The organism is Natrinema salifodinae (assembly GCF_900110455.1).
Lineage (GTDB): Archaea > Halobacteriota > Halobacteria > Halobacteriales > Natrialbaceae > Natrinema > Natrinema salifodinae.
The window spans coordinates 869229-890388 of the sequence record NZ_FOIS01000002.1; the positions used below are offsets into that span (position 1 = coordinate 869229).

General features: G+C 67.4%; 22 protein-coding genes. 10 read left to right on the forward strand and 12 right to left on the reverse strand.

The genetic code is table 11. The annotated features are described in order from the left end of the window. Positions 1–9: 9 nt before the first annotated feature. The 3 genes from BMY29_RS09660 to BMY29_RS09670 form a co-directional block, all read right to left on the reverse strand. Positions 10–198 carry a DUF8028 family protein gene (locus BMY29_RS09660; protein WP_049990150.1) on the reverse strand — a complete coding sequence of 63 codons (189 nt, stop codon included), beginning with the start codon at positions 196–198 and terminating at the stop codon, positions 10–12. A gap of 9 nt (positions 199–207) precedes the next feature. Then, entirely contained in the window at positions 208–399 is a 192-nt protein-coding gene (locus BMY29_RS09665) for a DUF7511 domain-containing protein (RefSeq protein ID WP_049990149.1), read from the reverse strand. 294 nt (positions 400–693) lie between these two features. Next, entirely contained in the window at positions 694–1809 is a 1116-nt protein-coding gene (locus BMY29_RS09670; protein WP_049990148.1) for a S1C family serine protease, read from the reverse strand. Between the two features lie 179 nt (positions 1810–1988). Between BMY29_RS09670 and BMY29_RS09675 the strand changes: the two genes are divergently transcribed. From BMY29_RS09675 to BMY29_RS09685, 3 genes are all read left to right on the forward strand, one after another. Further along, a complete protein-coding gene (locus BMY29_RS09675; protein ID WP_049990147.1) occupies positions 1989–3371 on the forward strand; it encodes a tRNA pseudouridine(54/55) synthase Pus10 in 1383 nt (460 codons plus the stop codon). Between the two features lie 52 nt (positions 3372–3423). Beyond that, on the forward strand, positions 3424–4101 hold the full coding sequence (gene rnhB / locus BMY29_RS09680; RefSeq protein WP_049990146.1) for a ribonuclease HII: 678 nt from the start codon (positions 3424–3426) through the stop codon (positions 4099–4101). A 148-nt stretch (positions 4102–4249) separates the two neighbouring features. Beyond that, positions 4250–4888 (forward strand): trimeric intracellular cation channel family protein, encoded by a 639-nt coding sequence (locus BMY29_RS09685; RefSeq protein WP_049990145.1) that lies wholly within the window; start codon positions 4250–4252, stop codon positions 4886–4888. A gap of 19 nt (positions 4889–4907) precedes the next feature. On the opposite strand, the gene BMY29_RS09690 is transcribed toward BMY29_RS09685, so the two are convergent. Genes BMY29_RS09690 through lonB form a run of 3 tightly spaced genes read right to left on the reverse strand, consistent with a single transcriptional unit; the run spans position 4908 to position 8467 of the window. Beyond that, positions 4908–5255: a hypothetical protein gene (locus BMY29_RS09690; protein WP_049990144.1), complete on the reverse strand. Its 348-nt coding sequence runs from the start codon at positions 5253–5255 to the stop codon at positions 4908–4910. 25 nt (positions 5256–5280) lie between these two features. Further along, entirely contained in the window at positions 5281–6276 is a 996-nt protein-coding gene (locus tag BMY29_RS09695; RefSeq protein ID WP_049990143.1) for a CPBP family intramembrane glutamic endopeptidase, read from the reverse strand. Between the two features lie 16 nt (positions 6277–6292). After that, positions 6293–8467, reverse strand: coding sequence for an ATP-dependent protease LonB (gene lonB / locus BMY29_RS09700; RefSeq protein WP_049990142.1), 2175 nt, complete (start codon positions 8465–8467; stop codon positions 6293–6295). Between the two features lie 312 nt (positions 8468–8779). Here lonB and BMY29_RS09705 point away from each other — a divergent pair, with 312 nt between their 5' ends. Together BMY29_RS09705 and BMY29_RS09710 are read left to right on the forward strand one after the other, a co-directional pair. After that, positions 8780–9298 (forward strand): nicotinamide-nucleotide adenylyltransferase, encoded by a 519-nt coding sequence (locus tag BMY29_RS09705; RefSeq protein ID WP_049990141.1) that lies wholly within the window; start codon positions 8780–8782, stop codon positions 9296–9298. Positions 9299–9519: 221 nt separating this feature from the next. Then, positions 9520–10365: an SAM hydrolase/SAM-dependent halogenase family protein gene (locus BMY29_RS09710; protein ID WP_049990140.1), complete on the forward strand. Its 846-nt coding sequence runs from the start codon at positions 9520–9522 to the stop codon at positions 10363–10365. A 41-nt stretch (positions 10366–10406) separates the two neighbouring features. Here BMY29_RS09710 and BMY29_RS09715 read toward each other — a convergent pair whose 3' ends face one another. Both BMY29_RS09715 and thsA read right to left on the reverse strand, forming a co-directional pair. Beyond that, complete coding sequence (locus BMY29_RS09715; RefSeq protein WP_394297062.1) at positions 10407–10655, reverse strand: HalOD1 output domain-containing protein; 249 nt, start codon at positions 10653–10655, stop codon at positions 10407–10409. 231 nt (positions 10656–10886) lie between these two features. Then, positions 10887–12431 carry a thermosome subunit alpha gene (gene thsA, locus BMY29_RS09720; protein ID WP_049990139.1) on the reverse strand — a complete coding sequence of 515 codons (1545 nt, stop codon included), beginning with the start codon at positions 12429–12431 and terminating at the stop codon, positions 10887–10889. 189 nt (positions 12432–12620) lie between these two features. Between thsA and BMY29_RS09725 the strand changes: the two genes are divergently transcribed. Continuing rightward, complete coding sequence (locus BMY29_RS09725) at positions 12621–13448, forward strand: amidohydrolase family protein (protein ID WP_049990138.1); 828 nt, start codon at positions 12621–12623, stop codon at positions 13446–13448. A 279-nt stretch (positions 13449–13727) separates the two neighbouring features. Continuing rightward, positions 13728–15089, forward strand: a complete 1362-nt coding sequence (locus tag BMY29_RS09730) for a GntP family permease (protein ID WP_049990137.1) — start codon at positions 13728–13730, stop codon at positions 15087–15089. Positions 15090–15125: 36 nt separating this feature from the next. Here the strand turns inward: BMY29_RS09730 and BMY29_RS09735 are convergent, their stop codons facing one another. The 3 genes from BMY29_RS09735 to BMY29_RS09745 all read right to left on the reverse strand — a co-directional run bounded on the left by BMY29_RS09735 (position 15126) and on the right by BMY29_RS09745 (position 18439). After that, the gene (locus tag BMY29_RS09735) at positions 15126–16505 is read right to left on the reverse strand and encodes a glycerate kinase type-2 family protein (RefSeq protein ID WP_241471277.1); all 1380 of its coding nucleotides are present in this window, start codon (positions 16503–16505) and stop codon (positions 15126–15128) included. Between the two features lie 204 nt (positions 16506–16709). Next, the gene (locus BMY29_RS09740) at positions 16710–17609 is read right to left on the reverse strand and encodes a glycosyltransferase family 2 protein (RefSeq protein WP_049990136.1); all 900 of its coding nucleotides are present in this window, start codon (positions 17607–17609) and stop codon (positions 16710–16712) included. A gap of 122 nt (positions 17610–17731) precedes the next feature. Next, positions 17732–18439 carry a class I SAM-dependent methyltransferase gene (locus BMY29_RS09745; RefSeq protein WP_049990135.1) on the reverse strand — a complete coding sequence of 236 codons (708 nt, stop codon included), beginning with the start codon at positions 18437–18439 and terminating at the stop codon, positions 17732–17734. Between the two features lie 223 nt (positions 18440–18662). Between BMY29_RS09745 and BMY29_RS09750 the strand changes: the two genes are divergently transcribed. Genes BMY29_RS09750 through BMY29_RS09760 form a run of 3 tightly spaced genes read left to right on the forward strand, consistent with a single transcriptional unit; the run spans position 18663 to position 20515 of the window. Continuing rightward, positions 18663–18944, forward strand: a complete 282-nt coding sequence (locus BMY29_RS09750; RefSeq protein ID WP_049990134.1) for a MarR family transcriptional regulator — start codon at positions 18663–18665, stop codon at positions 18942–18944. A 50-nt stretch (positions 18945–18994) separates the two neighbouring features. Beyond that, entirely contained in the window at positions 18995–19810 is an 816-nt protein-coding gene (locus tag BMY29_RS09755) for an MBL fold metallo-hydrolase (protein ID WP_049990133.1), read from the forward strand. 30 nt (positions 19811–19840) lie between these two features. Beyond that, positions 19841–20515, forward strand: a complete 675-nt coding sequence (locus tag BMY29_RS09760) for a YkgJ family cysteine cluster protein (protein WP_049990132.1) — start codon at positions 19841–19843, stop codon at positions 20513–20515. 194 nt (positions 20516–20709) lie between these two features. Here BMY29_RS09760 and BMY29_RS09765 read toward each other — a convergent pair whose 3' ends face one another. Continuing rightward, positions 20710–21117 (reverse strand): TRAM domain-containing protein, encoded by a 408-nt coding sequence (locus BMY29_RS09765; RefSeq protein WP_049990131.1) that lies wholly within the window; start codon positions 21115–21117, stop codon positions 20710–20712. Positions 21118–21160: the final 43 nt, after the last annotated feature.

Genomic DNA, 21160 nt, shown 5'->3' on the forward strand with positions numbered 1-21160 from the left:
ACCCGGCGGTCACCGCGACCGCGATGCCTGATAGTCGTGGCCGACGACGAGGGCGAGGACGTTGATCGCGAGGAGGCCGACGAACAGCGAGAGGCGACTCATCGAGTCGATCCCGGCGGCGATGACGGGTACGTAAACGATCGGCAGCACGGTGGCGATCCAGAAGCCGACGGCGGTGACGGAGCGGGTCAGGTGCATCGGCACTGGCTAGCGCATCGTCTCGAGGTTGACGAACGAGTCGTCGTAGGCCGAAATCCAGGCGGTCTGCATCTCGTCCTCGCTGGCGTCACGAGGAAACATCGCACACTCGTCGGGAGCGTCAGGGTTTTCGATCGTGACGTGGTCCAGTGCGATTCTTGATTCCTCGCCGTCGGGCGGGTGGATATCGGCGTCGGTCATTGCGGTATCAGGCGCCGGGTACTCGCGCCGAGAACTGCTACAACATTCGATACTATTGTTATCGACATGCTAATGCGACGAACTCGGTCGATAGCGTCCGATTCCGAGTTGATTCAGCCGATATAATCGCTCGAAAAAGAACTCGATTGAATTTGACGTGTACGGTTCCGATACGGAGCGAATCGGTTGTCGGCCGAGGCGAACAAGACAACGTAATGACTCGTTTCGAACGGTTTTCTCCGGTCGACGGCCGGCCTGGTTCGAGCGCACGGCGCTCGGAACGAACCGGCAATCCTAGGCCGAGAGCGAGGGACGCTTCCCGAGGGTCAGGTCTCTGGTGATCGTCCGATCGCCGCGCCGGAGCCGAAGCGTGAGCCGGTCCCCGGGCCTGGTTTCGAGCGCGAGGTGCGTCTCGAGCGCGTGGCGGTCGGGAATCGGGTCGCCGTCCATCGCGAGAACGATGTCCCCGCCGACGGGGATCGGTTCGTTGCGCCGTCGAACGGTCCGGGAAGCGGGTTTGATGACGCCTTCGGCGGCCGACTCGCTGACGACGTCCGTGATCATGACGCCGGTCGCCTCGTCGAGGTCGTTGGCCTCGGCGACGAGTCGGTCGACGGAGCGGAGCCCGACCCCCATATAGGAGTGGTCGTACGACCCCGACTCGATGAGTTCGGGGACGACCCGCTCGGCCAGCGCGGCCGAAATTGCAAAGCCCATGTTGTCGCCGCCGCCGGAGTTGACGACGCCGACGACCTCGCCGTCGAGGTCGACGAGCGGGCCGCCGCTGTTACCGGGGTTGACCGCCGCGTCAGTCTGAACGACGTTCGGGAAGGAGAACCGCCGCTCGGAGACGGTAAGCGTCCGATCGACACCGCTGACGATCCCCGCCGACATCGATCCTTCGAACCCCAAGGGATTGCCGAGCGCGGCCACCTGCTGGCCGACGACGGGCCGCCGATCGGTCAGCGAGAGCGGCGTCGCCGACTCGGGAACGTGGTCGACTTCGAGGACGGCCAGATCGCTGTGGTAGTCCCGACCGACGAGCGTGGTCCCCGTCCAGTCGCCGGTAATGTACCGGAGATCGGCCGCCTCGCCGTTGGCGATGACGTGATCGTTGGTGACGACGTGGCGCTCGTCGTAGAGGAAGCCCGATCCCTGCCCGCGGCCCTCGGCGCCCGTGTTGGGATCCTTGATGCCGAAGACGCGAACCTGGGTGACCGATTCGATGAGTTCGGTATAGAGATCGGTGAAGACCGAGCCGTCCGCCAGATTCTCCCGGTCGATATCGTACGAGGAACTTCCCTCGATCGACCGATCGATCCTGGGCTCGGCACACCCGGCGACGGCGCCGGCCAGGCCGGCGCTCGCGGCCGCGAGAAGCGACCGCCGATCCAGTCGGAAATCGTTCATGAGCGGGGATGGGATCCCACCCATTTGAATTACCGGGCCGCCTGCCGGCGATTGCAAGCCGGCGGTCGACCCTCCGACGCCGCCCCGCCTCGATCTCGGCCTTCGTCTCCGGTCCACCCCACGAACGGACCGAGCGGGAAAGGAAAACGTGTTACCCGCGGCCGCCCGATTCCCGTGACATGATCACGGAAGACGCCCGCGCGCTGCTCTCGACGGGGCCCGTCTGCGACTCCTGTCTCGGACGGCCCTTCGCCGACCGGAGCTTCGGGTTGACCAACGCCGAGCGCGGCCGAGCGCTGCGGACGACGGTCGCGCTGGCCGACGACGAGCCCTACGAGGCCGACGACCCCGCCGACTGCTGGGTCTGCGAGGGCTACTGCGGCACCTTCGACGCCGTCGCCGAGACCATCGTCGACGCCCTCGACGGCGTCGACTTCGACACCTACCAGGTCGGCACGCGCGTTCCGCCGCTGGTCGAGGAGAACGAGCGCCTGGTCCGCGAGGACGCAGGTCTCGAACCGGACGTCGGCGAGTCGATCAAGCGCGAGGTCAACCGGGAAGTCGGACGGCGCGTCGGCGCGAAGACGGGTACCGAGGTCGACTTCGACCGGCCGGACGTCCTGGCGGTCGTCGATCTCGAGGGATTCGATCCGCTCGAGGCTCTCGATTCGGAGTCCGTCACGGGCCACGCGGTCGACGTACAGATCAATCCCGCGTTCGTCTACGGCCGCTACCGCAAGCTCGAACGGGATATTCCGCAGACCGAGTGGCCCTGTCGGGAGTGTGGCGGCAGCGGCGTCCAGCTGGGCGACGACGGCGAGGAGCCCTGTGACTACTGCGGCGGCTCCGGCTACATGTACGACACCAGCGTCGAGCAGGTCGTCCGCCCGCACGTCGTCGACGCGATGGACGGCGACGAGGGCACCTTCCACGGCGCGGGCCGGGAGGACGTCGACGCCCGCATGCTCGACGAGGGGCGGCCCTTCGTCCTCGAAGTGAAGCGGCCCCGCGTGCGCGATCCCGACCCCGCGGAACTCGAGCGCGAAATCAACGAGGCTGCCAACGGGAGCGTCGAGGTCGAGGGCCTGCGGCTCGCGACCTACGAGATGGTCGAGCGCGTCAAGGAACACGACGCGAGCAAGCGCTACCGCGCCGACGTCGAGTTCGCCGACCCGATCGACGAGGCCGATTTCGAGGCCGCCCTCGAGGAACTCTCGGGCACCACCGTCGAGCAGTACACTCCCCAGCGGGTCGACCACCGCCGCGCCGGCCTCACCCGCGAGCGGACGGTCCACGAGATCGACGGCGACCTCGAAACGCCGACCGCGGCCGAGGTCCGACTCCACGGCGAGGGCGGCCTCTACGTGAAGGAGCTCATCAGCAGCGACGACGGCCGAACCGAGCCGAGCCTGGCGGGCCTGCTCGAGACCGACGCCGAGGTGACGGCCTTGGACGTGACCGGCGTCGAAGGCGAGGACGAGCCGTTCGAGCTCGAGGAGTACTTCCGGGACGAGCCGCGGGCCGCCGACGTCGACGGCGAGGAATCGGAGACGGCGGACTGACCGACCGCGACGAGTCGCAACGACTTTCGTTTTCGCAGCCGATCCCCGGGATATGCCATTCGGCGTCGACGAGGCCGGCAAGGGTCCCGCGCTCGGGTCGATGTTCGCTGCGGCCGTCTACCTCGAGGAGCCAGGCGACCTCCCCGACGGCATCAGGGACTCGAAGCGGCTCGCGCCCGAGCGACGCCAGGCTCTAGCGGCGACGCTGCGCGAGGACGACCGGATCGCAGTCGGCGTCGCCGAGATCACGCCGGCGCGGATCGACGATCCGGAGACGGACATGAACTCGCTGGCCGTCACGGCCCACGCGGACGCCATCGAGGCTGCGGTCGCCGATCTCGGCCCGAACGAGGCCGCGAGCGAGCGCCTGGCCGGACTCTGCGACGCCTGTGACACCGACGCCGACCGGTTCGCCAGGCGTGTCGCCGACGCCTGCGCGCCGACGGCTATCGACGTCGCGGTCGACGCGCGCCACGGCGCCGACGACGAATCGCCGCTGGTCGGCGCAGCCAGCGTCATCGCCAAGGTCGAACGCGACGCCCATATCGCCGCGCTCGCCGAGGAGTACGGCCCGATCGGTAGCGGCTATCCGGGCGATTCGACCACCCGCGAGTTCCTGGCGTCGTACGTCGACGAGCACGGCGACCTCCCGCCGTTCGCGCGCGAATCGTGGTCGACCTGCGAGGACGTGCTCGCCGAGGCCCAGCAGACGGGCCTCGGGCAGTTTTAGCGCCCGTCCATCCGTTTTCTTCCATCTCTGGCACCGACCGGAACTCCGGCAACTGCTGACCGAGACGTAGCCCTCAAGCCCGTCGCCCGCCGAGCGAGACGCAGTGGCAGAAGTAGCAGTCCCAGCGGTTGCGGTCGGTCGAGAGCTGATGCAAGCGGCGGTCGTCGATCCGTTCGCCGTCATGAACGCGATCGGTCTCGTCGCGTTCGCGCTGGTCGGGTCGACCAAGGCGATCCGCGAGGAGTTCGATCTCTTCGGCATCGCCGTCGTCGGCCTGGTCACGGCCTTCGCCGGCGGCGCGACGCGGGACGTCCTCGTCAACCGCATCCCGCTGGCGCTCCAGTCGCCGATCGAGATCGCGCTCGGCCTGGCCGGCGTCGGCCTGGCCGTCGCCGCGAGCGTCGTCCTCGAATCGGCCGACGATCATCCGGTGACGCTGTTCTCCGACGCGGTCGGCCTGGCCGCGTTCACCACGACCGGTGCGATCGTCGCGACCGAGGCCAGCGTCTCGGGCTTTGGCATCGTCGCGATCGGGACGATCAACGCGGTCGGCGGCGGCGCGCTCGCGGACATCCTGTTGGATCGGTCGCCGTTCATCCTGCTCGAGGATTTCTACGCCAGCTGTACGGTCCTCGGCGGGGCTACCTACTGGCTGGCCGTCTCGCTTGGCTCCTCCGGGAGCGTCGCCGCGGCGATCTGTGCGGCCGTGACGGTCGGAACGCGCATCGCGGCGGTCGCATACGGCTGGACGGTCCCGACGGCGCAGGTGCTGCGGACGAGTCCGTGAGCCGACGCGGTCGGCGGCGTCACTCGCTCCGAAACCAGACCGCGTAGACGTACGCGCCGACGCCAAGGAAGACCAGCAGCGACGAGAGCCCGTCGGCCGCGGGCGAGCCGGCGAGCACGGCGACGAACTGGACCAGACCGCCGGCGACGAGACAGCCCGCGGCTGCGAGCAGCGCCGGCCCCGGGTCGCGGACGCGGTCGTACAGCAGCGCGCCGACGGCGATCGCGATAACGCCGAAGCCGAGCGCCGCGACGGTGGCCGCGAGCGGATCGTTCGCGATCGTCGCGTAGGCCAGTATGGCGAAGTAGCCGAGGATCAGGGCGACGATCGCTCGAGAGCGAGTCGTCGACCCGTCGGTCGCGTTCATGACAGAACGCACTCGCGCCCGGCCCTTAGCCTTCGAGGGTCTCGGCCCACTCGAGGCCCAGCCCTTCGTGGACCAGGAACTCGAGGGCGTTGATGAGGTAGTGGGCGACGACGACCACGAGGAAGCTCCCGGTGACGATGAACACGGCCGCGAGGACGAACCCGAGGAGGCCGGTGACGACGACGCCGACCGAGCCCTGCATGCCGTGGCCGAGCGCGAACGCGACCGAGGAGACGACCGCGAGCAGCCACGGCGACACCCCGAAGCCGGCGGCGGGCACGCCGATCAGCGCCGCCCGGAAGAGGAACTCCTCGAAGACGGCGATGATCGGCAGGACGCCCAGCAAGAGAATGAGCCACCCTCGAACCGAGTCGGGAGAGAGCAGTTCGCGAAGCTCCTCCTCGTGGTCGAAGCCGAGGTGGGTCGCGGCCGCTGCAACGAGTTCGTTCGCCACGTAGAAGCCGAGCCCGGCGATCGTTCCCAGCACCAGGCCCTCCTCGAGATACGCGACGGAAAATTCGATGCCCAGCGCTGACGCCGGGATCGCGGTGTAGACTGCCGCACCGAGCAGGACGAGCGCGAACAGCCCCTGCGAGAAGGCCACGTTCGCGAGCACCATGCCGGTCGACAGCGAGTCCGGATCGATCCCGTGATCGCGGTCGCTGGCGCTGGCGCGGGCGTGGTCGGTCGGTCGATGCTGCCGGTCGGCCTCGATCGCCGTGCCGTCCGCCGCCTGGTTCGAGTTCGGATTCTCATCTGCGTCCGCCTGCGACTCCGACGGCGATGCCGACCCCTGATCTCGCGGTCGCGAGCCGACCGCAGCGTCGCCTGGTTGGGACGGCTCGATCGATACGGCCGAATCGGTGGCGGTGGCGTCAGTTTCGGACGGGAAGTCGTCGTCAAAATCGCGATCGCTCTCGCTCCCGGCGTCGGTAAACGCCGACTGCGTCAGGTGCGATAAAACGAGTAAGAGCACGAGGACGACGCCCGAGATGCCGACGAACGTCGCCCACTGCGGCATGGTCAGTCCCGCTCCGTTACTGCGGACTGGGGTTCGAGCCGCCGGCGGAGCCGACGGTGCCCTGGTTCTGATCGAACGCGGTACTGGTGATCGACTTGAGTCGATCGACCAGCGAGTCCTTCTTCGGTTCGCCCATCAGGGCGACGTCTAGGACCTCGCTGATGTTCGCACAGGGGATGATCTCGATCATCTCCTCGTACTCCTCTTCGATCATCACGTCCTGCTCGTTGGCGGCGGGAATGATGACCTTGCTACAGCCGGCCTTCGCGGCGGCCTCGATCTTGTGGGTGACCCCACCGACCGGGAGCACGTCGCCGCGGACGGACAGCGAGCCCGTCATCGCGACCGACTGATCGACCGGGATGTCCTCCAAGGCGGAGATGACGGCCGTCGCCACCGTGATGGAGGCGGAGTCGCCGTCGACGCCCTGTTGGCCGGCCTGGACGAACTGGATGTGGATGTCCTTCTCCGAGAGGTCCACGTCGGAGAACTTCTTGATGATCGCGGAGACGTTCTGGACCGACTCCTCGGCCATCTCCTGGAGCTTGCCGGTGGCGATCACCTGTCCGCCGCCCTGGGCGGGCGCGATCTCCGCCATCACGGGGAGCATGATACCGGAGTCCTCGCCCATGACGGCCAGGCCGTTGACACGGCCTTCGACGCCGTCCTCGGTGACCTGCAGCTCGTAGTCCTTGCGGCGCTCGATGTAGTCGTCGGCGAGCTGCTGCTCGATCGAGCGCGAGCGTTCCTTGGCCTGCAGGACGTCCTCGCGGGTCGTGTGGTCCCGATCCTCGGCGCGAGCGATGTCGCCCGCGACGCGGACCAGGCCACCCAGGCTGCGGAAGTGCAGCGTCAGGTGATTCTTCCGGCCCGAGCGGCGCTTGGCCTCGAGGATGAGCTCCTCGACCGCTTCGTCGGTGAAGTGGGGCAGGCGGCCGTCGCGTTCGACCTCCTGGGCGATGAAGCGGGCGTACTTGCGCCGCATCTCGGGGGTATCCTCGATGGTGTCGTCCATGTAGACCTCGTACCCGTACCCCTTGATCCGGTTGCGGAGTGCGGGGTGCATGTTCTCCATGGCGTCGAGGTTCCCGGCAGCGACCATGATGAAGTCACAGGGGACGGGTTCGGTCTGGACCATCGCGCCCGAGGAGCGCTCGGACTGGCCCGTGATGGCGAACTCGCCCTCCTGAATGGCCGTCATCAGCTTCTGCTGGGTGCGGATGTCGAGCGTGTTGATCTCGTCGACGAACAGCACGCCCTTGTTGGCCTTGTGGATGGAGCCGGGCTCGACGCGGTCGTGGCTCGGGGTCTCCATACCGCCGGACTGGAACGGGTCGTGGCGGACGTCGCCCAGCAGTGCACCGGCGTGGGCGCCGGTCGCGTCCTCGAAGGGCGCGACGCGCTGATCGCCGTTGTTGACGATCATGTTGGGCACCATCGCGTCGGTGCCGCGGTTGGTGTACCGGAAGATCAGCCAGATGATACCTGCCGCGAGGATACCGAGCAGGATGCTACCGGTGAGGATCGCGTAGCCCACGACGATCGCGATGATGATCCACATCAGGATCGAGCGCATCTGGTTGCGCTTGCGGGCTTCCTCCTTGTGGGCGTCGATGATCTGGTCGCCCTTCCCGGCGGGGACGGTTCGGACCTTCGGCTCGTTGCCGTCGTCCGGGTTGTGGTAGACTAAGACGTCCTGAAGATCCTCTTTGGGAAGCAGCTGACTCATCGCCTTCGCCAGCATCGACTTGCCGGTACCCGGCGAGCCGATCATCATGACGTGCCGTCGCTGCTTCGCCGCTTTAATGATGATATCTCGTGCTTCGTCCTGACCGATGACCTGGTCGACGAGTCGATCGGGGACTTCGATGTCCTCGGTCGAGTCGATCCTGAGGCCGCCCAGCAGGTCGTCCTCGGCGATCTCCTCGTCGACCTCGACGCCGGGATCGACCTCGACTGAACTCCCAAGGTCCTCGACGGTCTCGATGTCGTCGTCCTCGTCTTCGTCGTCGGACGACGAGTCGAACTCGTCGATTGGCTCGTCGACGTCGTCACGACGGTCGCCGTCCTCCTCGATCGGCGACCGCTCTCCCTGACGCTCGGCCTGCTCCTCGCGCCGATCCTCGTCGGGATCGGGAGCAGTGCCCGGAGCGTCTTCGGGAGGGTCGTCAACGTTCGTATCGTTACTCATAGAACTCTGTTCGGTACCTGATCCGAAGGGATTGCGCCTGATATACTTTCTCCATGCGGAGGATGGTGTCAGTTGCGGATACCGGGGGGCACAGCGTCCGACGAGTGGGATCAGGGCGTTCTTCCGCACGACTTAATACGCGTTTCAGACGGGGCGAATATATAGATCGCTGATCGGTCAACGGACTGCCGTTCGGCCGGAATAGCAACGGTACGGGGTGCCACACACTACTGGGCCGAATTCTCGTTCGATGAACCGATAGCCCGGTGGTAACTCGCCACACTTAAGCGCCGCGACCGAACAGTCCTCGCTATGACCCGGGGGTTCTACATCGGCCGCTTTCAGCCCTTTCACAACGGGCATCTGAACATGGTCGAACAGATCGCCGAGGACGTCGACGAACTCGTCCTCGGGATCGGCAGCGCCGACGACTCGCACACGACCAGAAACCCGTTTACCGCCGGCGAGCGGATCATGATGATCACGAAGTCGCTCGTCGAGTACGACCTCGTCACCTACGCCGTCCCGATCGAGGACTTAGAGCGCAACTCGGTGTGGGTGAGCCACGTCCAGAGCATGAGTCCCGACTTCGACGTCGCCTACTCGAACAATCCGCTGGTCATCCAGCTGTTCCGAGAAGCCGACATCGAGATCCGTCAGTCGCCGATGTTCAACCGCGACGTTCTGGAGGGCTCGGAGGTCCGTGAACGCATGATCAACGACGGCGACTGGGAGTCGCTCGTCCCCGAACCCGTCGCCGAGGTCGTCGGCGAGATCGGCGGCATCGAGCGTATCCAGATGGTCAGCGAGACGGACTCGAACGGCAGCTGATCGTGCACTACTCCCCCTCTCCGGACGGTTCACGGGGTAGAGACATGCGCCGATTTCCGTCCGCGCGGCCCCTGACGGCGATGGTTCGCTGGCTCGTCGCGTGGATCGGCGGGTGGGTTCGGAGCCCTGCCGATCCTCGGTGACGGTGTTCGGGCCCCACGGCTCGAGAAGGTTCGAGCGGTTCCGAATCGCCTTTCCTCGGCCGAGGGGTACAGGCGGACATGATCACGCTCGCATCCGACTTCGGGTCGCCGTATCCGGCGGCGATGAAGGGGGTCATCCTCCAGCGAACCGATGCCCGTCTCGTCGACGTCGCACACGACTTCCCGCGACAAGACGTTCGCTCGGCCGCCTTCTGGCTCCGCGAGGTGCTCCCCTATTTTCCGCCGGCGACTCACCTCGTCGTCGTCGACCCCGGCGTCGGCACCGACCGGAACGCGCTCGTGCTCCGTGCGGGCGACCACGTCCTCGTCGGCCCGGACAACGGCGTCCTCCTGCCCGCAGCGCGGCAACTCGCCGACGACTTCGACCTCGAGCGCTACGTCGTCGACGAGACGCGAGTCGAGTCGCCCGCTCCGACCGGGAGCGTCCCGCCAGGCGAACCGACAACCTCGAGCGATCCGGATGGGCCGGCGAGCAATACCTTCCACGGACGCGACGTGTTCGCGCCCGCGGCTGCCGAGGCACACGAGGTCGGCCCCGACGGGCTCGAGACGCTGGAGTTCCTCGAGCCAGCCACGGAGTACGTCTCGTTCGAGTTCCCGGAGCCGACGCTCTCGACGGACCGCGCCGTCGGCGAGGTACTGGTCGTCGACGACTTCGGGAACGCGATCACCAACGTGCCCGGCTCCTTCCTCGCGGATCGAGAACGGATTACCGTCGACGGCCAGCAGGTCCCGGTCGGCGACACCTTCGCGTCGGTGCCGGTCGGCGACCGCCTGGCGACCGTCGGCAGTCACGGCTACGTCGAACTCGACGTGAATCGGGGCCGAGGCGACGAGGCGTTTGGTCTCGAACCGGGCGATCAGGTCGGTCTCGAGCCGGCCGACGAGAACGGCGATACCTGATCGGACCGACTCGCGGATCGCGACTCGCAGCCCCGGCGCCGTCAGCCGTCTGTCGACTGATCGGACCCTCCCGGCGGAACGATCACGATCTCACCGTCGGCGTGGACCGTCACGGCACAGACCGAGTACGGAAACGAGACCGAACCGTCCTCGACTGCGGATTCGTCGTGACGCCAGTACTCGAACAGGTCGTTCAGGGCGTCCAGATCGACGGATGCTGACAGCGCCTCGAGGTCGTCCGGCTCGACGCCGAGCACCGCCGAGACGGTCACGAGGAGTGCCGTACTCACCGGTTCGTAGGTGCTGTCGTCCCACTACGTGTGGTAGGTCCCGCGGTCCTCGTGTAAGTAGACCGCGTGACCGCTGGCGTCGCCGACCGGCGTCAGGTCCTTTCGCGGAACGGTCCCGGACATAACACACGATAGTGTAGAGTGTTAACACCTAACAGTGCCGGCCGGTAAAGCGGCCGCCGGCCGTCGATTAGCGCGCGAAAAAACGGCGATTCGTGGTGAACAGCGACGTTACTCGGCGGCGATGACGTCGTCGATGCGGACGATCATCGTGGCGGCCTCGGTCGCGCTCTCGACGGCTTCGCGCTTGACGTCGGCGGGGTCGACGACGCCGTGTTCGAACGGATCGTCGATCGTGACTTCGTCGCCGTCGGTGACCAGGCCGGCCCGGCCCTCGGACTCGTGGGCAGCGCGGAGGTCCACGAGCGCGTCGATGGGGTCCCAGCCGGTGTTGGCCGCGAGCGTGCGCGGGACGACGTCGAGCGCGTCGGCGAAGGCCGTCACGGCGAGTTGCTTGCGGCCCTCGATGCCGGCGGCTTCCTCGCGGATCTTGTCCGCGATGGCGATCTCGGTCGCGCCGGCGCCGGGGACGACCTCGCCGGATTCGAGCGCGGTCGCGACGACGTCCAAGGCGTCACCGATGGCGCGCTCGAGTTCGTCGACGACGTGTTCGGTGCCGCCGCGGACGAAGACGGTGACGGTCTCGGCGGCCGCACCGCCCTCGACGAACGCGAGGTCGTCGTCGCCGACGGTTTCGGCGGCGATCCGGTCGGCCGCGCCGAAGTCGTCCGCCTCGAGGTCCTCGAGGACGCCGACGCGGGTGGCGCCGGTCGCGGACGCGACCTTGCGGGCGTCGCTGTCGCCGAGGCCCTCGAAGACCAGGATGTCCTCGTTGGCCAGGGCGGTGGCGACACGGTCGTCGACGTCCTCGGTGGTGAAGACGACGTCGGCCCCGCTGTCGGCGACGGTCTCGGCGTAGTTGTCGAGTTCGCTCTCCTCGGCGTCGATGGCAGCGTTGAGCTGGTCGATCGAGTCGATGGCGTACTCAGCGTCGACGTCGCCGGTGCGGACGCCGAGTTCGACGTCGAGGATGGCGATCGAGGCGTCCTCGACCGCGTTGGGCATCGCGTCGTGAACGGGTTCCTCGTCGACGATGATGCCGGGGACGAGCTCGGTCGCGTTCGACGAGGCGCCGATCTGGGTGTGGACAGTGACGTTGTCCCGCTTGACGCCCTCGTCGGTGTTGACGTGGCGGACGGCCTCGACGACCGTCTCAGCCAGCGATTCGGCGGTGAGGCCGCCGGTGCCCTTGCCGGTCATGCTCGACTCGGCGACCTGCCGGAGGATCTCGTCGTCGACGTCGGCCTCGTTGACCTGCTCGGCGATCGCGTCGAGCGCGATCTCGGCGGCCTGGTGGTAGCCCTCGACGATCGTCGTCGGGTGGACGTCCTGCTCGATGAGGTCCTCGGCCTCGCCGAGCAGATTCCCGGCGATCACGGCCGCGGTCGTCGTGCCGTCACCGACTTCTTCTTCCTGGGAGTCGGCGACTTCGACGATCATCTGGGCCGCGGGATGCTCGATATCCATCTCGTTGAGGATGGTCGCACCGTCGTTCGTGATGACGACATCCCCGCCGGAATCGACGAGCATCTTGTCCATCCCGCGGGGCCCGAGCGTCGTGCGTACCGACTCGGCCACGGCCTTGCCGGCCATGATGTTCGACGACTGCGCGTCGCGACCCTGCGTTCGCTGGCTATCCTCGCTCAAAATGAACATAGGCTGTCCGCCCATGCGTCGCTGTTGTGCCATCGTTGATCCTCACTAACCATGTCGTCAGCACTTCTATATAATTCTTTCCCTCCAAACGCCGCCCCGTCTTGCGATTGCGCGCGCGAATCCCCGACGGGACGGCCCGCTGCGGAGCCGGTAGCAAAATATAGGTCCGCTCGGAAGACTCCGATGGGAATGCTGGAGCTGGAACACGAATTTCGCGTCGTCGACGTCGCGACGCGACTGCCGCGGGCGGACGGCAGCGGGGGACCCCGAAATCGAACGATCACGGCCGACCGACTCGAGCGGGAGATGCACCAGGCGGGGATCACGAAGGCCGTCGTCTTTCCGCCCTCCCAACCCGAGACGAGCTACGTCGCACCGAACAACGGCGTCGCCAGGCGCAGCGTCGACCGGCCGTTCGTCGCCTTCGCCAGGATCAACGGGACCCAGACACCGGGACGGAATCCGACGGGACGGCTGCGAAACGCCGTGAGCAGCCGTAAGGAGTACCACACGACCCCCGACGACGTCGAGAAGTATGCGTACGACGACCGGTTCCACGGGTTCGTCCTCGATCCCGCGGTCGACAACTACCCCGACGAGGACGTCCTCGCGGCCCTCGAGGACGTCGGGCTGCCGGTGATCGTCCGCGGCGGCGTCGACGCGCCGCCCGCGACGCTCGCGGCGACGCTGCTCGATCGCTCGTTCCCGGTCGTCGTCGGCCGCTTCGGGGGCCATCCCCTGGATCGGGCGCTCATGAACGAGATGATCGGCTTCTTGGAGGAGTACGATAACTGTTATCTCGAGTCGAGCTTCGTCCGCTACCGCGAGGAACTCGAACGCGCGGTCCTAGAACATCCCGACCGCGTGTTCTTCGGCAGCGGCGCGCCCGCCTGTCATCCCAACGTCGGCGTGATGGAGATCCTCACCTTGGACGTCTCGGAAGATATGCTCCGCCGCGCCTTCTCGAAGAATGCCTGCCGCGTGATCGACGCGCTCGCGCCCACCGCTGGCGTCTGAGCCGGCGTCGCCATCGCACCCGCCGGACGGTAAGCGCTCCCGCGAGCGCTACGCTCGGAGCGAGACGGGCGATTCCCCGCTCCCAGCACCGGTCTCGGGACTCACCTCTGCCGCAGCCGGAACAACACTCAGTCAGCCGAATATAATTTCTATCTTAGAGGTCCTGTGGTTCGATTCGCACTGTTCGCCCGCTGGATCCGCCGTGAAAACGTCTGTCGAAAATAACGACAGCTGAGGGATCGATACATTCATCATATTTCATGAGTGGGAGACAGGTGCATGCTCGACGGATTCGCACTGATACTGTTGCTCGCCGCCGCGGTGGCATTTATCATCCTCGCGACGGCGAAGTTAGATCTGCACGCGTTCCTGGCGCTGCTGATCGCCGCGTACCTGACCGGCCTGGCCGCGGGACTCGATCCCGCGGAGGTCGCCTCGCTGGTGACCGACGGGTTCGGCGGGATCCTCGGCTACATCGGCATCGTCATCATCGCCGGGACGATCATCGGCACCTGTCTCGAACGGTCGGGTGCGGCGATCGTCATCGCGGAGACGATCCTCGATTACGTCGGCGAGAAGTACACGACCGAAGTGATGGCGATCACCGGCAGTATCGTCAGCATTCCGGTGTTCTGTGACTCCGGGTTCGTCATCCTCTCCGGACTGAACCGCTCGCTCGCCCAGCGTTCCGGGCTCTCGCTGTCGACGCTCGGCGTGGCGCTGGCAGGCGGCCTCTACGTCACTCACGTCTTCGTCCCGCCGACGCCGGGTCCGATCGCGGCCGCGGGGATCGTCGGCGCGGATATCGGCCTAGTCATGCTGGCCGGCATCCTGGTCAGCGCGCCGATCGTCTTCGTCGCCGCGATCTGGGCCGATAAGGTCGCATCGAACTACCACATCGATCCGAACCCGGAGATGACCATCGAAGAGATCAAAGACGAGTACGGGACCTTACCCTCGCCCGCGGCGTCGTTCGCGCCGCTGCTCGTCCCCATCGCGCTCATCGCGCTGGGCTCGATCGCCGCCTATCCCGAGGCGGAGAATCCGGAACTGATCACCGGGACGCTCCAGCGCTGGCTGCTGTTCCTCGGTGACCCCGCGGTCGCACTGCTCATCGGCGCGTTCATCGCCTTCGGCATCGTGCCGCAGTTCGAGCGCGACGTGATCGACGACTGGGTCTCCGACGGCATCACGAACGCCGCCGTAATCCTCGCCGTCACCGGCGCCGGCGGCGCGTTCGGGGAGGTCCTCTCGGCGCTCCCGCTCGAGGCGTTCATCACCGACACGCTGGGCGGCCTCGGTATCGGCCTGTTCGCCGCGTTCGTCGTCGCCGCGGCGATGAAGTCGGCACTCGGCTCCTCAACGGTCGCGATCCTGACCACCGCCAGCCTGGTCGCGCCGCTGCTTGGCTCGCTCGGCCTCGACACCGAGATCGGCCAGGTCTTCACCGTCCTCGCGATCGGGGCCGGGAGCATGACCGTCAGCCACGCCAACGACTCCTACTTCTGGATCATCACGGAGTTCACCGACATGGAGACGCCGACGGCCTACCAGGCCTGGACGCTCGCGACGCTGGTGCTCGGCGTCTCGAGCATCCTCTGGATCGTCGTCCTGCGGAACGTGGCGGGAATGATCGTCTGAGCCGCCCCGATTCGATTCCGATTTCGATTCCCGTTCCTATTCGACGACCAGCACCCGCAGATCGTTCAGGTTCGTTCCGGTCGGCCCCGTAAGAAGGAGTCCGTTCCGCTCGTCGAGATACGGATAGACGTCGTTTTCCGCGAGCGCCTGGCGCGCGGCCGCCGGCTCGTCGACGGTCGTCTCGTCGACGATCGCGCCGGCGGCGTCGGACGCGCCGTCGATGCCGTCGGTATCGACCGCGGCGACGGTGATCGAGCTCTCGTTTCCGGTGCCGTTCCCGCTTTCGCCGCTGTCTTCGCCCCGACTGTCGCCCGCGAGTTCGAGCGCCGCGCTCGTCGCGAACTCCTGATTCGGCCCGCCCGTTCCGTCGCCGCGGAGCGTCACCGTCGTCTCACCGCCGGAGAGGAGTACGGCCGGCGGTTCCACGGGCGTGCCCGTAGCCCGGACCTCCTCGGCGATCGCGACGTGTGCGGTGGCCGCGTCGCGGGCCTCGCCGCGGACCCGCGAGGAGAGCACGAGCGGCTCGTAGCCGCGCTCGGCCGCGGCCTCGCGGGCCGCCTCCAGCACCGTCATCCCGTCGGCGACGACGTGGTTCGATACGCGTTCGAACGCGGGATCGTCGGGACCGGGCGTCTCGGACACCTCGCCGGCCGCGCCGCGTTCGAGGCGGTCCGAAACGGCCGCAGGCGCGTCGATCTCGTACCGGTCGAGGACCGCGAGCGCGTCGTCGAACGTCGACGCGTCGGGCGCGACGGGGCCGCTCGCGATCACACTCAGGTCGTTCCCGACCACGTCGCTGAGGATCAGCGAGGCGACCGTCGCGGGCGCGGCCCGGCGCGCTAAGCGCCCGCCCTTCAGCGCCGAGAGGTGCTTGCGGACCGCGTTGATCTCGCCGATATCGGCCCCGCTCGCGAGCAGATCGTCGGTCGTCGCCTGGAGGTCCGCGAGCGAGACGTCGCCGGCGGGCGCGGGCATGAGCGCGCTGCCGCCGCCGGTGATCGCCGCCAGGACGAGCGCGTCTTCGTCGGCCGCGTCCGCTTCCGCCAGCAGTTCGCGCGTGGCCTCGACGCCGCGCTCGCTCGGGACGGGGTGGTCGCCTTCGCGGACCGCGACCCGCTCCGTCGCTACCGGGTCGTCCGTCACGACGATACCACGGTCGATCCGGTCGCCGAGCAATTCCTCGAGCGTCGCGGCGACGTGGGCCGCGGCGTTGCCCCCGCCGAGTACGACGACCTCGTCGTACTCGTCGAGGTCGTACGCGGCGTCCGCGATGCGAAGGGTCCCGTCTTCGAGCGAGACGGCGTCGCGGACGACCGTCCGCGGGTGGCCCGCCTCGATGCCCGCTTCCAGACAGTCGAGCGCGACGTCCCGGGCCTCGGTCGCCGCCAGGCGGTCCCGGTCACGGATCTCGGTCACGCGCGATCACCCACTCGGTTCGTGGAGACGCCTGAGCCCGCGTCTGCAGACGAATCCGGAGCAAGACCCGGATCTACCTTCTGGCCTCGGCCCGGTCCGATACGGTTCGACTCCGTGCGCCGCGGATCGGCGGTCGGCTCGCTCATGGCGACGTGGTCGCTCGGCAGACGGTAAAACTAGATGGTTCTTCGCTAGCGACAAGATTCAACGGCGGTCGTAGATCCGGACCGCGCGGTCGTGTCGCGTCGAGAGGCCGTTGGGATTGCGCCGACTCGAGCGGTCGGCGTAGCGGGCGCGGACGCCGTCCCAGAGCCCGCGGCTGAGGTTCGCGACGACGTCGGTGCCGTCGTCGGCCCAGTCCGTCGGGGCGGCCTCGCCGGACGCGAGCCGGCGAACGCTGGCGACGCCGTCTCGGAGCGCGCTGCCGGCGGTCCGAGCGAGAACGCTCGGCCGCGGCCCGTAATTCTTCAGCAGTCGGTACGCCAGCGACCGGTAGGCCGCCCCCCAGTCGGGGTCCGCGCGGCCGCCGTCGGTCCCGACCTCACAGCGGGCGGCCATCGCGGCGTCCCACGACACCTCGAACCCGAGCCCGGAGACGCGGTGAGCGCAGTCGCGCTCGCTCTCCTTCTCGAGGTACTCGTCGAACCCGTCCAAGGCCTCCAGCACCGTCCGCTCGAAGGCGACGTTGTCCCCGTGGAAGTGCGTGACCTCCCGACCCGCGACGCGCCGCGGCGACCGGAGGTCCGCGTCGACCGGCCTGCCGGTGACGGGGCCGGTGACGACGTCCGCGCGCTCGCCCATCGCCTGGTCGACGGCCGCGTACCAGCTGTGGTCGATCGCGTACTCGCCGTCGAGGAAGGCGACGACGTCGCCGGTCGCCTGCTCGAAGCCGGCGTTCCGAGAGACGCCGAGGTTCCGTTCGGAGATTTCGACGAGAACGTCGACGTCGTCGCGCTCGCGGACGACGCCGGTGGTCCCGTCCGAAGACGGGCCGTTGACGACGATAATCTCGGTCGACGGCGGCGTTCGCTCCGCGAGGGCGTCGAGACACGATAGCAACCGCTCCCGGTCGTTCAGCGTCGACACGACTACCGAGAGCTCCATACCCTCCGATAGGAACTCCGAATAGTAAATAGATGGGATTCGATCGAGACGTTCGACGAGCGGTGACCGGCGACCTGCGAGCCCGGTCGGCGGTCGGTGGGTGGGCGATCGGCGCGCGGTGATCACCGAACGTGGGCGTTCCAGTACGATACCGACGCGACGTGGTCGGTGACTGGAAGCTCGCCGACGGCCTTGTCGATCGCCCGCAGCGGCGAGGCGAGCCCGTTGGGGATCGACCGGTAGAGCCCGTAGGGGAGGAGGAAATCGTCCTCGACGTCGGCGAGTGTGAGATCGGTCTTCGCGAGCAGCACCGCCACCTCGCTCTTCGAGTAGAGCCGTGATCCCATCGGGAGCGCCCAGTTGTAGACGCTGCGCGCGGAGAATCGATTGAACGTGTCAAAGACGATCTGGTCGCGAGAGACCCGTCGCATCTCCTCTAAGAACGCCTCCGGATCGTCCGCGAGATGGAAGAAGCGCATCGCGATGACGGTATCGAAGTGATCGTCTGGGAACGGCAGCCGGCCCGCATCACCGCGGAGAAACTCGAGTGTGCCCGAGAGGTCGGCGTCCTGCGCTTTCCGTCGTCCCTGCTGTAACATCGCCGCCGAAATATCTAATCCCACGACGTCGGCGCCCTGATGGGCCAGCATGACCGTAAACCGCCCGGTACCACAGGCGATCTCGAGGACCTTCCGGTCCTCGACCGGCATGATAGCCTCGAGGACGGCCTCTTTCTCCCGGCGGTCGATCAGCTGTCCGCCCTGAGAGAACCGCTTGTCGTCGTATTCCTCGGCGACGTCGTCGGCTTGGTACCACTCCTGTCCTTTCACACTGGGCGAACCTACTGTCGTGCTGGGATAAAACGATACTGGAGTCGGTCCACGACGGCTCCCGACCGCGGCCCGCCGTCGACCGCCGAGTCGGGCCCCGACGCGCCGGTGTTCGGCGGTTGCGCTTCTGTGTTAATACCTCATTCATACGCCTTATACAAACTGGACTATTCGTATCCCCATATAGGGAAGCTTTACCATCGCTGATTCCGCTCACGTGGACATGAGCATGAGTACAGCCGAGGATCGTGCCGCCGCCGCCGAGGAGACTCTCTCGGAGGACGAATACCGCGACCGTCTCCGCGACCTGCCCCCGAGCGCGAAGCTCGTCGCGAAAGTGTTAGAGACCGACTCGCCGCTCTCGCAGGGGCAACTCGCCGAGGAATCGCTGCTCCCCGACCGCACCGTCCGCTACGCGCTGAACCGCCTCGAAGACGTCGGCCTCGTCGGCTCGCGGTACAGCTTCCGCGACGCACGCAAACAGGTCTACTACCTCAAGCACTGAACTCCGAGCGCTCCGATACTTCCTTTTTCGCCCGGTCGTACCCTCGTCGTATGGGCCCCACCGTCACTCGTTGTTCCGTTCCGGTCTCGACGCGCGCGCCAGGCGGCGAGACGAACGCCTACCTGATCGGCCGCGACCAGGCCGTCCTCGTCGACCCCGCGGCGCGAACCGGCAACCTCGATCGCCTGGTCGTCGAGCGCGAGGTCGCGCACATCGCCGTCACGCACGCTCATCCCGACCACGTCGGCGCCGTCGACGCCTACGCAGACGAGACCGACGCGACGGTCTGGGCCAGATACGGGCGGGCCGACCGGTTTCGCGACGCGACGGGGCGCGAGCCGGACCGCACGTTCGCGCCGGGAGCGGCGATTTCGCTCGGCGACGAGCGGGTTCGGATCCTCGATGCGCCCGGCCACGCCCCCGATCACGTCGTGCTCGCGGTCGGCCGCGGCGGGCCGATCCTCTGTGGCGACTGCGCCGTCCGCGAGGGCAGCGTCGTCGTCGGCGCGCCCGAGGGTGACATGCGCGCGTACGTGACGACGCTCCGTCGCCTCTGGGCGATCGACCCGCCGGCGCTGTATCCGGGTCACGGACCGGACATCGACGCGCCGCGGGCGACCCTCGAACGGTTGCTCTCGCATCGGATCAGGCGCGAGGAGCGGGTACTCGACGCGGTCGCCGACGGAGCCGCGACGCTCGACGAAATCCTCGACGGGGCCTACGAAAAGGATCTGTCCGGCGTGCGCGACCTCGCGCGGGCGACCGTCCTCGCCCATCTCGAGAAACTCGCCGTCGAGGGTCGCCTGGCCTGGGACGGGGAACGAGCGACGCCGGCAACGCGCGGGAGCGAGGACGAGGGCGACTGACTTTTCAGCGTCGACTCCTTCCCCTCGGGTGTGCAATCGCTCGAAGCCGAACTCGAGGAGGCTCGCCAGCTCGCGGTCGACGACCTCGCGGACGCGATCGAGTCGATCGGCTTCGAGTGTACCCGCTGTGGCGCCTGCTGTACGGGCGAGGCCGAGGACGACCACACGGCGACCGTCTTCCCCGAGGAAGTGCGCGAGCTAGAGGCAAGTGACAGCTACGACGGCGACTACGACTGGCGCGACGTCGCCCGCCCGATGCCCTACGGCCTCTCGGCGACCGACGACGGCGACCTCGAGGGGGAAACCTTCGAGTGGGCGCTCCAGACCGACGGCTGCGGGGACTGCGCGTTCTACGAGGAAGCCGACGACGGAACCGGCGCATGCGCCGCCCACGACGACCGCCCGCTTATCTGCCGGACCTATCCCTTCAGCGTCGCGCTCGCGGGCACCAGCCAACCGATGGGCGAGGCGGTCGACGAGGAAGGCGTCGTCCGCGCCCACGAGTGCGAGGGCCTCGGTCGGGACATCTCCCGCACGGACGCCGAGGACCTCGCGCGGGCGCTGAAGGAACGCGCCGTCCGCGAACTCGAGGAAGCCATCGCCGTCCGGGACGAGTACGAACCGGTCGATCCCGCGCCTGGCGAGATCGTCATCCACGACTCCGAAGGAGCGAAACGGGCGGACGGGACGCCGCTCGAAGACTAAGCAGCGTTCGATTCTCGTCTCGCCACGCGGCGAGGGGGCACTCGACTCAGGATAGTGTTACAAGAGACGTCAGTAGCAACTAGACGGCGCGGTTCGCGTGCCGTTTCCCCGCGCCTCCGGCGCGCTCGGCACTTTTCGATCGAGGGGTTTGCGCGAGCGGCCGCCGAAGCCGACCCGAGCACAAAGCGGTCGCCTTAGAACGTGTCTTCGATGATCTCGCCGACCGCGAAGTTCGACTTGACCTCGGTGACTTCGATCTTGACGCGTTCGCCGACGTCCGCTCCGGGGACGATGATGACGTAGCCGCGTTCGACGCGGGCGATCCCGTCGCCCTGCTTGCCGATGTCTTCGATCTCGACGTAGCGGGTTTCCCCCACGTCGACCGGCGGTTGCGGCTCCGACGGCGTGCTCTGGGGCTTCGTCGACGTCGAGTCGTCGGCCGCGGCCCCCTCTTCGCGCGAGATGAGCGCGACGCGGTAGACCTCACCGGGATCGATATCGCCGGTCTCGACCTCCTGGTGTGGTACTTCGATGACGTATCGGTCCTCCTCTGCCGACACCTCCGTACTGAACAGACACAGCAGCTTTTCAGATATCTCCACAGGTAGACCCTCTATTTCACCTCTGATTCCCATCCATAATAGA